A 13,273-nucleotide genomic window follows, 5' to 3' on the forward strand; every position below is an offset into this window, starting at 1 on the left:
GTAAAATTAGGGCTAAATCTATATTATTTTTCATCATCAAATATGAAATCTTCATCTCGTAATGCTTCAACATTTAAAGCTAATGTATAACCATCACCTTTTACAGAGAAGAAATCATGGTTTTTAGTTGTTGTATCTAAAGCATTTTCAATAATTGGATTGAATTCACGTTCTTCAAAATATGGCTCAAAGCCAAGATTTGATAATGCTTTATTGCCATTGTATTTAACATAATTAAGCACATCTTCAGCTAAACCAATATCATCGTATAAAAGATGTGTATATGAAACTTCGTTATCATAAAGTTCTTTTAACAATTTATACATTTCTTGATCCGCACGTTGTTTTTCACTTTCCGAAAGTTCATTTCTTAAACTTTGTGCATCTAGACCTGTAAACACACCATGTATTGATTCATCTAATAATATTTTACGAATAATTTCGCCAGATGTCGTCATCTTGCCTTGACCAGCTAAATAAAGAGGATAATAGAATCCAGAATAGAATAAGAATGTTTCTAAGAAAACACTTGATACTCTAGCAATATACTGGTCAAAAATTGAGGCTTCTTTACCCCATAATTTATGGTAGTTTTCGATAATTTTGTCTGATTTGTATTTTAAATGAGGCTCTTCAATTACCCATGTATCTAATAAATAGTTCGTTTCACTAGATGGTAATAATGTAGTAAAAATATGAGAATAACTTTTAGCATGAATTTGTTCCATCATTGCCATAAACGAATAAACGGCTTTTTTTCTTAAATCAGTTGTGTGAAGCATGATTAATGGCATACCATCATCTGCTTGATGCGTATCTAAACCTGTTAAACCAGCTAATGCCTTTTTAAATGTATTTTTTTCGGCTTCAGATAAAGTTTTCCAACTTGCTATATCTTTTGATACTTTAAATTCTGTTTCTACCCACATTTGAGAGATATTTTGACGCCAAAACATATTTGTCATATCTTCTTGGGTATTCCAATTGACGGCCTTCATGAATAATAATCCTCCTATCCTTTAATTAAGATGATAGATAGCCATAGATAATTAATTAAACTACCAAAATCCTTATTAAGGTTATGTATTTCAAGGTTAGAACATCTACGTTGAATACTTTGATGAAAACTAATTATCCTCACTCTAGTCAACGTAGTGTCCCAACCTTTTCTATATATTAATATTCTATAATCCACTTCAAAAATAATACTTAATATCTAATGTATCATGTTTATTTATCGTTTTAAATTGCACAACTTGTACATTCTTCTACACTTAATAATTTATTACGTGTGTAATATAAAGATTTTAAACCTTTATGATGTGCATATACATATAATCGAGAAAGTTCACGTGTAGAAATTTCTGAATTGACATATAAAATTGTTGAAATACCTTGGTCAACATGCGTTTGAATTGTTGAAACTAAATCAATTAATTTCATTTGGTCTGTATTAAATGCTGATTTATAATACCACATTGTTTCAGGTGATAAAAATGGCATTGGATAAAATGTTTCAGCATTACCATAAGTACGGCGCTCAATTTGATCAACGATAGGCATTACTGAGCTTGTTGCATTTTGCACATAAGAAATACTTTGTGTTGGTGCAATTGCTAAACGATATGCATGGTATAGTCCATATTGCTCTACATCTTTTTGTAATGCTTTCCAATCTTCTGCTGTTGGAATTTCAAAACCTTTGAATAATTCGCGTACTTTTTCAAATTGTGGTTCAAATTCTTGTGAAGTATAGAATTCGAAATATTTTCCATTTGCATAATCTGATTTATCAAAATCAAGGTATTTTTCTCCACGTTCTTTAGCAATTTGCATTGAACGTTCAATTGAATAATAGTTCATCATCATAAAGAAAATATTAGCGAAATCTTTAGCTTCTTCTGACTCATAACCAATTTTATTTTTGGCTAAATAACCATGTAAATTCATTACACCAAGTCCTACAGAATGTAACTCACTATTAGCTTTTTTTACACCAGGTGCGTTTTGAATATTCGCTTCATCACTAACAACGGTTAATGCATCCATACCTGTATGAACTGAATCTCTAAATTTTTGAGATTCCATGACATTCACAATATTCAATGATCCCAAGTTACATGAAATATCTCGTTTAATTTCATCTTCTGTACCATAGTCATTTATAATAGATGTTTCTTGTAATTGGAAAATTTCAGTACATAAATTACTCATTTTAATTTGACCAATATCTGAATTAGCATGAACTTTATTCGCATTATCTTTGAACATTAAATATGGATAACCAGATTGTAATTGTGTTTGAGCAATGGTATTTAACATTTCACGTGCATCTTTTTTCTTTTTCTCTACATTAGGGTTTGCAACCATGTCATCATAATATTTTTCTAAATCAATATCATCTAAAGTCACACCGTACTCTTGTTTTACTGTGTGTGGTGCAAACATGTAGAAGTCTTTACCTTCTTTTGCTAGGTCAAAGAATTTAGAAGGCACGATTAATCCAGTTGAAATAGTTGATAAACGTAAATCTTCATCTGCATTTACTTTTTTAGTATCTAAAAACTCTTCAACATCATAGTGGAAAATATTTAAATATACAGCACCTGCACCAGGTCTTTGGCCTAATTGATCTGCATAACTAAATCCACCTTCGAGTGATTTAGCAACAGGTAGTACACCTTTAGCTACACCTTTAATACCTTTAATTGCTTCACCACGTGCACGTAATTTAGATAAATTAATTGCTACGCCGCCACCAATTTTACTTAATTGTTTCGCGGTTGAATCAATAAAGTTGATAGAATTTAAACTATCATCTACTTCTAATAAGAAGCATGAAACTAGTTCACCACGTCTTGCTCTTCCGGCATTTAAAAATGTCGGTGTTGCAGGTTGGTAACGTTGTTCTACCATGGCTGAAATAAATTGTTTCGCTTGATCTTTGTCGCCATTAGCTAAGTACATTGAAACGATGGCAACGTGTTGATTATAATCTTCTAAATATTGTTGTTTATCATTCGTTTTAAGTGCATAGTCTTTATAAAATTTACTTGCAGACATATAACTAGCAAATTGGAAGTTTATTGACTTGGCATATTCTGTGATTTCTACTAAGTCTGAATCACTATATTTTGCAAATACATTGAAGTAGAAGTTATTGTCTACAAGATAGTGTAAACGTTCAATTTCGCTATCGAAATAAATCGTTTTGTCGTGGATTTCTTCCAAATATACTTTGAGCGCTTCTTGGTCTTTTTCTAAATTGAAAAAACCATTATCTTTTCGTTTTGTAACTTCATTATTTAATTCAATGTGATTGTACTTCTTCTCGTCCATAGTTTTCATTAAAATTACCCACCTTGTTTTTAAATTCGATAACGTCTTTATTAGTGCCTTGCACTTCAAACTTCATTAACAACGGTACATTATAGTCTTCAGAAATAGAGCGCCCTGCTTTAGCAAAATTTTGACCCCAGTTTCTATTACCACTGGCAGCTACCGCTCTAAGATATGAATGATTTACATCTAGAAATGATTGTACTTGTTGTGGTACTTCACCAAAACCTATTGTTCCAGTAACTAAAATATATGGTTCATTAATAGGATCCGTACAATTATCTGATGTAATTTCCATTACATTTTCGATTTCAGCACGTTTAATAAATCTGCGTACATTACCTGAAAATGAGAAATATACTACTTTCATTGGATCGCCTTCTTTCACCAATCTTTAAACAATTAAAAAAGAAGTTCTCCCATCATAACAGGAAAGCTTCCTACAAAATATAGTGTTGTAGAATGAAATGAGTCACTAAAAGAAAAGTTTATAAAAACTATATGACCTTATCTTGATATTAGATTTTATTTTGAACCACAAGATATTGTGGTTGATTTGAAATGTAGATCTATATAGTATAAGTAAACATTTTGTGCGGAAACACCGTAAACGAGAGATTATTCTATTATTACTAGTGTCATTTTGCATTTAAATTAAGATTATTCCTTTTATTAGTATCTGCTGCAGACACAATATATTGTGTCTGTTTATCAATACCGATACTATATTCTGTGTTTCATTATACATAATACCTAAACTTATTTAAAGTTAAAGTTTTATGTCAAATGTTCGTCTTTTCTTCTAAACATGCACCACTACACCTTTAGTCTTACATCAATAAAAATAAAAAAATTTTTCAGTTAAAATTACTTGCTTTTTATAAAAAAATATACATTAAGCGTAAGCTCGTGATTCTAGCTCAACCCCGTCAAAATAAAGGATACAATCAATAGAAAATCAAAATTAAACTGCAATCGTTTTCAGTTATATACAATTATTTTAAATCTCACAAATGATTTGGAACTAGAGAATAACCTCGCTTAATAGAACATGTGTTCGTATTTTTATTATATATTTCCCCCTACGTTTTTTCAAGTCATTTATGCATATCAACATCATTTATGCTACTATAATAACGTTAAACTTTTATGAATGAGGCGATAGTATTGAATCCTAAAATCAAAGGTATAATTGCAATATTAATATCTGCGATAGGCTTTAGCTTTATGTCTGTCTTCTTCAGATTATCAGGCGATTTACCTGTATTTCAAAAGTCTCTAGCAAGAAATTTAGTTGCAATGTTCATACCGTTATTCTTCATATTTAAATATAAGCAACCTATGTTTGGTAAATTAAGTAGCCAACCATTACTTATCTCAAGGTCTACACTCGGGTTAATAGGTGTATTACTCAATATATATGCACTTGATCATATGGTATTGAGTGATGCTGATACATTAATGAAGTTAAACCCCTTCTGGACCATATTATTATGTTTTATCTTTTTACATGAAAAAGTACGGAAATATCAAATTTCAGCAATGATCGTTGCGATACTAGGTATGTTACTTATTGTAAAACCAGAATTTTCTTCTTCGTTTATACCAGCATTAATTGGGCTACTTTCAGGTATATTTGCTGCATCAGCATATACATGTGTCCGTGCTTTAAGTACTAGAGAAGCACCTTATACCATCGTATTTTATTTTTCATTATTCTCAGTAATTGTACTTATACCATTTTCAATCGTTACTTTTGAACCTATGAGCAAATTACAAGTTTTATATTTATTTGGCGCAGGTTTATCAGCGGCAGTGGGTCAAATTGGAATTACACTAGCCTATAGTTTCGCAGCAGCAAAAGATATTTCTATCTTTACTTATGCTTCTATTATATTTACAGCAATATTCGGCTTCATATTATTTGGCGAAACACCAGATTTATTATCAACAATCGGATATGTTGTCATTATTAGTGCAAGTTACTATATGTTTGAAAAAGCACGACGCGAGTCTAATACTCAACAAAATTAATCATATGATAAGGAGTGATTCATTTGGCACAAGGACGTCAAAATGATGAATTACAAGATATAACATTACTAGGTAACCAAAATAATACTTATAACTTCGATTACAGACCAGATGTTTTAGAAACATTTGATAATAAACATCAAGGTAGAGATTACTTTGTGAAGTTTAATTGTCCAGAGTTCACATCACTATGCCCTATTACAGGACAACCGGATTTCGCAACAATTTATATTTCATACATCCCTAACATTAAAATGGTTGAATCTAAATCATTAAAATTATATTTATTTAGCTTTAGAAACCATGGTGACTTTCATGAGGATTGTATGAATATCATTATGAATGATTTAATTGACTTAATGGATCCTCATTACATTGAAGTATGGGGTAAATTCACACCACGTGGCGGTATCTCCATTGATCCTTATACAAATTATGGCCGCCCAAATTCAAAATATGAAAAAATGGCGGAGCATAGAATGATGAATCATGATATGTATCCTGAAAATATAGACAATCGCTAATTTTACAGTGATTATCAATTATAAACTTTAGTACATTGAAAACATCTTACAAAGATAATTTCAAATTGTGCTAAAGTTTTTTATTTAATTTTCAAAAAACTCTTGCACTTTATTAAGTTAAAGCGTATTTTTATATGTATTAGTACTATAGTTCATTAAATTAATGAGTCTCAATTTTATATGAATATTTCATATAATTAATTCGAAGGAATTGACAGAATTTTCTTATTTATAATTTTTAGAATATTATTGCAACTTTTTAATTTCAATAGTACAATTTTTAAAAAACAATATAACGTTAGTGTTAAGGGAACAGAAAGGTTGGGATGATTATATGAAAGCAAATAATTCCCATGAACAGGCAGTTCAAGAAATTCCACAAACAGGATTTTTTGGACATCCTAGAGGTTTAGGTGTTTTATTCTTCGTAGAATTTTGGGAGAGGTTCAGTTATTATGGCATGCGTGCAATGTTGTTATTCTATATGTACTATTCCATTGCAAATCATGGATTAGGTATTGATAGAACAACGGCAATGTCAATCATGTCAGTATATGGAGCATTAATCTATATGTCATGTATTCCAGGTGGTTGGATTGCTGACAGAATTACAGGTACAAGAGGCGCCACTTTAATTGGTGCAGTGCTCATCATTATTGGACATATTTGTCTAAGTTTGCCGTTCGCAATGGTTGGATTGTTCGCATCAATGTTCTTTATTATTATTGGCTCTGGGATGATGAAACCAAACATTTCTAATATTGTTGGTAGATTATATACTAAAGATGATACACGTATGGATGCAGGTTTCGTTATTTTCTATATGTCAGTAAACTTTGGTGCATTAATTTCACCTATCATTCTGCAACAATTTTTAAATGTCAAAAACTTCCATGGCGGATTCTTAATTGCAGCTATTGGTATGGCATTAGGTTTAGTTTGGTACGTATTATTTAACCGTAAAAATTTAGGTCGTGTTGGTATGACACCAACAAACCCACTATCACCCGATGAAAAGAAAAAATACACTGCAATTGTTAGTGGTATTGTAGCCATTATTATCGTTGTACTTATCGTTACATACTTAACGAATACATTATCATTTAACTTAGTAAGTAATACTGTTTTAGTACTTGGTATCGTATTACCAGTTTCATACTTTACAATTATGATTAGAAGTAAAGATGTTACGGATGTAGAACGTTCAAGAGTTAAAGCCTTTATTCCATTATTTATTTTAGGTATGGTGTTCTGGGCTATTCAAGAACAAGGTTCAAATGTACTTAACATTTATGGTATTGAACATTCAGATATGAAATTAAATCTATTAGGATGGAAAACGAATTTCGGTGAAACAATTTTCCAATCTATCAACCCACTTTTCATCCTATTATTTGCACCTGTTGTTTCATTAATTTGGCAAAAATTAGGCAAACGTCAACCAAGTTTACCTATTAAATTCGTCATTGGTGCCGGTTTGGCTGGTATCTCTTATATCTTAATGGGATTAATCGGTAACATTTATGGAAGTGCTCATTTCTCAGTAAACTGGGTTATTCTTTCATACATCATTTGTGTTGTTGGTGAGTTATGTTTATCACCTACTGGTAATAGTGCTGCAGTTAAGTTAGCACCAAAAGCTTTTAACGCTCAAATGATGAGTTTATGGTTATTAACTAATGCATCAGCTCAAGCATTTAACGGTACATTAGTTAAATTAATCGATCCATTAGGTCAAACGAATTACTTTATATTCTTAGGTACTACAGTAATTGTCATTACATTAGTCATTTTAGCCTTCTCACCAAAAATTGTGAAAGCAATGAGAGGTATAAGATAATAGATGACAATGTAAGCGGTAAGTCGAAATAATTCGGCTTACTGCTTTTTTAGTTTATAATAAAAATCACTCTAAAATTTCATTGATTACCTATAAAAGTGGGTATTGAAATATATTAAACAAGAACTTAAGGAAAGTAGGTATAGACGATGACAAAAAAATATAATCATGGTGTGTTATTCTATCATGAACACAGTGGCTTAAAAGATATCTACCAAGGGCTAGGTGAAGTGACAAAGTCTCTAAGTTCTATGTGTAAACACTTTTCCATTCAATTAAGTGAAAATGAAGGGGATATCAAAGGCTATTGCCAATCTATTAAAAATGGACAATACGGAGACGATATAGACGTGTTATTCATATTAGGTGGCGATGGTACCGTTAATGAATTGATCAATGGCGTAATGGAGAATGACTTAGATTTACCTATTGGCATTATTCCAGGTGGCACATTCAATGACTTTACTAAAACATTAAACCTCAATCCAAATCATACATTAGCTAGTCAGCAATTATTATCTTCACATATACAAACATATGATGTAATGAAAATTAATGATATGTATGCACTTAATTTCGTGGGATTAGGCCTAATAGTACAAAATGCTGAAAATGTACAAGACGGTTCTAAAGACATCTTTGGTAAACTGAGCTATATTGGTTCCACTGTTAAAACATTAATGGACCCTAGCAAGTTTGATTTCACACTATCAATTGATGGCGAAGAAAAATCCGGTAATACATCTATGATACTTATCGCAAATGGTCCTAATATTGGTGGCAGTAGAATTCCTTTAACTGATTTATCTCCACAAGATGGTCAATTAAATACTTTTATCTTTGATGATCAAAGTTTCAGTATCCTAAATGATATCTTTAAAAAGCGTGACAGTATGAATTGGAATGAAATTACACAAGGCATTGATCACATCTCTGGTAAACAAATTAGGCTCACTACTGAACCTAACATGAAAATTGATATTGATGGTGAAATTGCTTTAGAGACACCTATAAATGTTGAAGTATTACCAAATGCCATCAAATTACTCACATTCCCTGATCAAAATAATAACCAATAATAACAATAAGCGAACTCGTAAAAACAGGAGCTCAACCACTCATCCATACGACAATTTTAGGATAAGGGCTAGCTCCTGTTTTTATTTATCATTTAGGAATAATGCTTCTACATCTTTCCAACCATTTACACGTTTATACTCATGATGATTCATATTATGAACAGCAGTATACATAATAGATTCACCTTCGAAAATAGCAAGTTGACGTGGATTGTCATCAATTAAATAGTCCGCATTAATAATATTTTTGCGACCACAAAAAACAAAATGTTGTGGATCTAAAAATGGAAAATGTTCTAACAACCATTCATACTTATCATGGAATGATGTTGGTACATCCATTGCAGCTGTTGCTATATAAACATCATAATGTTCATTTAACTTCTCTACAACTTCTTGTGCATTTGGCATAACCTTTAAATGTCTAAAGAACCCAGGCTCTCTAAGTATTTCAGTGACTAATCCGTCATGTTCTGGAATAACATGCTTTAATTTTTGTCCATTTAGCGATTCTACTGTGATTCCTAAATTAGCTCTTTCATTTACACCATCAATTATTGCGCCTAGTGTATCAGCGAGTACTTCATCCATATCTATAGCAATTTTCTTACGAGACATTAAATCTACTCCTCAAATGTAATGTATTTCTAAAGTATAGCAAAAGGACGATTCAGACAAAAGATTTAACTTACCTAATATATCACTTTAAAATTCAAAATGTTGTAATACGTCAATCATCTTATTATTTTGTTCTGGAAAGCCCACCGTAATCCTAACACCTGTAGGAAATGGTCGTGTAATACAACCTACTTTCAAGAGTGCCTCATACAGTTCTTTACTTTTATTTGTTTGTACAAATACAAAGTTAGTTTGGCTAGGTAAGAAATGTTTACTTTGAGGTATTTGATAAAACTTTGCACGTTCTTTAGCATTTTTTGCAGTAATCTCTTTTAAGTAGTCTTGATCTTCCAATGCAGCTACTGCAGCATATTCAGATAAACGTGTAACATTGAATGGTGGTCTAATAATATTCCATTTTTCAATAGCTTCATTAGTGGCAACCACATAACCTACGCGTAATCCTGCTAATCCATAAGCTTTTGAAAAAGTTCTTAGTAAAAATGCATTGTCAAATGTTTCTTGTAACTTTAACGTATCAGGGTAATCGTCTGCAGTAACAAATTCAAAGTACGCTTCATCAATGAGTACTGGTACGTGACTTGGTACACGTTCTAAAAATCCTTTAAGTTCATCATGATTAAAATAGGTACCAGTAGGATTATTAGGATTACATAACCACACTAGTGAAGTATCGTCATCAACTTCATTTAAAATACCTTCTAAATCAAATCCACCATTCTTTAATGGTACTTGAACAACATGAGCAGACTCTACAATAGCATTATGATAATACTGTCCAAACGTTGCTTCACTCGTTACGATTTTATCTCCTGGTGTTAATACTGCTCTTGAAATCATTAAGATAACTTCATCCAAGCCTGCACCAAATAAAATTCGAGATGCGTCCACACCTAAATGTTGACTAATCGCCTCTCTAAGTAATGGCGACCCTGTTTCAGGATAATAATATAATTCATCTAAATGATTCGTTATTGCTTCTTTAGCTTTAGGAGAAGGACCATATAAGTTTTCATTCGATGCTAATTTATATAACTCTTCTTCAATTCCATATGCTTCTTTGAGTGCTCTAGGTGATAGTCCTGGTTGATATGCAGATAATTGTTCGAGTTGTTTTTTCATAATAATCGTTGCCCCCTCAAATTGACAGAAATTTCAAAAACTTAATATTAATTATAAACACTTACTATTACATAAATCAATCCATCTTCAAATCAAATATGAAATGTAATAGTTAAAGTGGCTATCTAAAGATTCAAAAAAGCCTCAATGAGAATGAAACATTTCATTATGTTCCATGCGCATTGAGACTATGTCTAAGAAACTATTTTATTTCAACAGACCTTCTTTTTCTAAGTAATCTTTAGCTACTTGATAAGGGTCTTGTTTCTTTACTGTAACTTTATAATTCATTTCTTGCATTTCTTCATCTGAAATCTTGCCAGCTAGTTTATTGAGAGGTTTCTTCACTTCTGGATGATCCTTGATGAATTTTTCTTTAAACATTGGTGCACCTTGATAAGGTGGGAATACATGTTTATCATCTTTTAATACTACCATATCATATTGCTTTAATTCTGCATCTGTAGAATACGCATCAATTAAATTGATGTCCCCTTTTTCAACTGCTGTATAGCGGAGTTTAGGTTCCATGGTTTTCGCATTTGAAATATTTAGACCATAAGCCTTTTTAACTGCTTTAAAACCGTCTGGTCGATCATTGAATTCCAATGTAAACCCTGGTTTCAATTTATCTTCTACTTTAGACAAATCACCAATGGTTTTAATATGATTTTTCTTAGCAAAATCACGTTTAACTGCTAATGCATAAGTATTATTATATTTCATTGGTTTTAACATGGTCATATTATATTTTTTCTCTAAACTTTGTTTAGCTTGTTGATATACTTGAGGTTCTTGCTTAGATTTTAAATCTTCTTTTGTTAACTCTCCTAAAACCGTACCTGTGAATTCTAAATAACCATCGATATCGTCAGATTTGAGTGCATTAAATAAGAAGGCAGTCTTACCCATTCCATCTTTAACTTCAACAGTATCATCTGTATCTTGTTCAATTAAGATTTTATACATATTGGTAATGACAGATGGTTCTGAACCTAATTTACCTGCCAACGTAATTTTATCCCCTTTTTGGGCAAATAATGGAACGATAATAGCAATCATAATGATGATTACCATTGTTCCTAACACGATTAATAACTTTTTATATGATAATTTCTCCATAAATCTTAGTACAATATCAAATAATATTGCTAATAATGCTGCTGGAATTGCACCAATTAGAATTAATGACGCGTCATTACGATCAATCCCTAGTAAAATTAAATCCCCCAGTCCACCAGCACCAATTAATGCTGCTAAAGTTGCAGTACCTATAATGAGTACCATAGCAGTTCTAATACCTGCCATAATTACAGGCATGGCTATAGGTAATTCTACTTTAGTTAATCGACGTATGGGTTTCATACCAATACCTTTTGCCGCTTCGACTAGTGATGGATCTACCTCTTTTACACCTGTATATGTATTACGTAATATAGGTAAAAGTGCGTATACAACGAGTGCAATGATTGCTGGTAATCGTCCTATACCAAATAATGGGATCATTAATCCAAGTAATGCTAATGAGGGAATCGTTTGCAGTATTGCAGCAATATTCATGACAATTTCAGATATTTTCTTCGTTTTGGTTAATAAAATACCAAGTGGTACTGCAATGATTGTTGCTATTAATAAAGCAATAAATGATATCTGTATATGCTCTATAATCGTTGAGAGTAACTGTCCCTTACGTTCTGCTAGCGTTTGCCAAAATTCATGCATGGGTGTTATCCCCCTTTATGCCTGACAAATATTTAAATACATCTTCTCTTCTAATTAATGTCTTATGTTGTGATTGTTCATCAATCATTATGATAGCGTCATGATTGATAAATGTTTGATAAATATCATCTATATATCGCTCATTACTTATTTCTGGATAATTTTTCGTAGCTGCAACCTCATCTAATTGACGTTCAATATTTAAGTCTTTCAACATCACTCTAGATTCTGATTTCTGTATGTGATTACCCATAAATTGTTTCACAAAATCACTTTGAGGATGTTGTTGAAAACCTGATGGTGTATCAATTTGTTCGACATGTCCTTCATTCAATAAGCATATTCGATCTCCCAACTTCATTGCCTCTTGTATATCATGTGTCACAAATACGATGGTTTTTTTAATCTTTGTTTGTAAATCAATCAAATCATCTTGAAGTTTTTCTCTACTTATTGGATCTAATGCACTAAATGGTTCATCCATAATAATGACTGGTGGATCTGCTGCTAACGCACGCACTACCCCAACACGTTGTCGTTGTCCTCCAGATAGTTCTTCTGGCAACCTATTTTTATAAGTCTCAGGCTCCAATCCGACCATCTCTAATAATTCATCAACTCTTGCATCAATATCCTTATCTTTCCATTTCTTCATTTGTGGCACTTGCGCTATATTTTCTTTAATCGTCATATGTGGAAATAATGCGATTTGTTGTAGTACATACCCAATATCCCATCTCATTTCATAAACTGGATAATCACTGATTGGCTTATTATTAAAATAAATATATCCCTCACTTAGTGGAATTAATCGGTTTATCATTTTTAAAGTTGTCGTTTTCCCACAACCTGAAGGGCCTATTAATACGAAAAACTCTCCTTCTTTGATGTTGAAACTAACATCGTCTACTGCAACATGATTACCATACCGTTTCGTCACATTCTTAAATTCAATCACAACTTCACCTTCATTC

At 31.7% G+C, this 13,273-nt stretch carries 11 protein-coding genes; 4 read left to right on the forward strand and 7 right to left on the reverse strand.

Going from position 1 to position 13,273, the window contains the following annotated elements; genetic code table 11:
• Positions 1 to 23: 23 nt before the first annotated feature.
• The 3 genes from nrdF to nrdI form a co-directional block, all read right to left on the reverse strand.
• Complete coding sequence (gene nrdF / locus EL082_RS09725; protein ID WP_002450939.1) at positions 24 to 998, reverse strand: class 1b ribonucleoside-diphosphate reductase subunit beta; 975 nt, start codon at positions 996 to 998, stop codon at positions 24 to 26.
• Positions 999 to 1,242: 244 nt separating this feature from the next.
• Complete coding sequence (gene nrdE / locus EL082_RS09730; protein WP_002467571.1) at positions 1,243 to 3,348, reverse strand: class 1b ribonucleoside-diphosphate reductase subunit alpha; 2,106 nt, start codon at positions 3,346 to 3,348, stop codon at positions 1,243 to 1,245.
• Entirely contained in the window at positions 3,311 to 3,709 is a 399-nt protein-coding gene (gene nrdI, locus EL082_RS09735; RefSeq protein WP_002467572.1) for a class Ib ribonucleoside-diphosphate reductase assembly flavoprotein NrdI, read from the reverse strand. Before nrdI ends, nrdE begins: the two co-directional genes overlap by 38 nt.
• Before the next feature lie 797 nt (positions 3,710 to 4,506).
• Here nrdI and EL082_RS09740 point away from each other — a divergent pair.
• The 4 genes from EL082_RS09740 (at position 4,507) to EL082_RS09755 (ending at position 8,816) form a co-directional block, all read left to right on the forward strand.
• On the forward strand, positions 4,507 to 5,373 hold the full coding sequence (locus EL082_RS09740) for a DMT family transporter (protein WP_026088895.1): 867 nt from the start codon (positions 4,507 to 4,509) through the stop codon (positions 5,371 to 5,373).
• 23 nt (positions 5,374 to 5,396) lie between these two features.
• The gene (queF, locus tag EL082_RS09745) at positions 5,397 to 5,897 is read left to right on the forward strand and encodes a preQ(1) synthase (protein ID WP_015365282.1); all 501 of its coding nucleotides are present in this window, start codon (positions 5,397 to 5,399) and stop codon (positions 5,895 to 5,897) included.
• Positions 5,898 to 6,231: 334 nt separating this feature from the next.
• A complete protein-coding gene (locus tag EL082_RS09750) occupies positions 6,232 to 7,737 on the forward strand; it encodes a peptide MFS transporter (protein ID WP_019235815.1) in 1,506 nt (501 codons plus the stop codon).
• A 149-nt stretch (positions 7,738 to 7,886) separates the two neighbouring features.
• On the forward strand, positions 7,887 to 8,816 hold the full coding sequence (locus EL082_RS09755; protein WP_002465526.1) for a diacylglycerol/lipid kinase family protein: 930 nt from the start codon (positions 7,887 to 7,889) through the stop codon (positions 8,814 to 8,816).
• Positions 8,817 to 8,897: 81 nt separating this feature from the next.
• Here EL082_RS09755 and EL082_RS09760 read toward each other — a convergent pair whose 3' ends face one another.
• The 4 genes from EL082_RS09760 to EL082_RS09775 all read right to left on the reverse strand — a co-directional run bounded on the left by EL082_RS09760 (position 8,898) and on the right by EL082_RS09775 (position 13,257).
• Positions 8,898 to 9,434: a 5' nucleotidase, NT5C type gene (locus EL082_RS09760; RefSeq protein ID WP_015365285.1), complete on the reverse strand. Its 537-nt coding sequence runs from the start codon at positions 9,432 to 9,434 to the stop codon at positions 8,898 to 8,900.
• 87 nt (positions 9,435 to 9,521) lie between these two features.
• Positions 9,522 to 10,577 (reverse strand): histidinol-phosphate transaminase, encoded by a 1,056-nt coding sequence (hisC, locus tag EL082_RS09765; RefSeq protein WP_002465527.1) that lies wholly within the window; start codon positions 10,575 to 10,577, stop codon positions 9,522 to 9,524.
• Between the two features lie 207 nt (positions 10,578 to 10,784).
• A complete protein-coding gene (locus EL082_RS09770; RefSeq protein ID WP_015365286.1) occupies positions 10,785 to 12,299 on the reverse strand; it encodes an ABC transporter permease/substrate-binding protein in 1,515 nt (504 codons plus the stop codon).
• On the reverse strand, positions 12,292 to 13,257 hold the full coding sequence (locus EL082_RS09775) for an ABC transporter ATP-binding protein (RefSeq protein ID WP_015365287.1): 966 nt from the start codon (positions 13,255 to 13,257) through the stop codon (positions 12,292 to 12,294). The genes EL082_RS09770 and EL082_RS09775 overlap by 8 nt, the downstream gene beginning before the upstream one ends.
• Positions 13,258 to 13,273 lie beyond the last annotated feature (16 nt).

Origin of the sequence: Staphylococcus warneri, from assembly GCF_900636385.1 — a bacterium.
GTDB lineage: Bacteria > Bacillota > Bacilli > Staphylococcales > Staphylococcaceae > Staphylococcus > Staphylococcus warneri.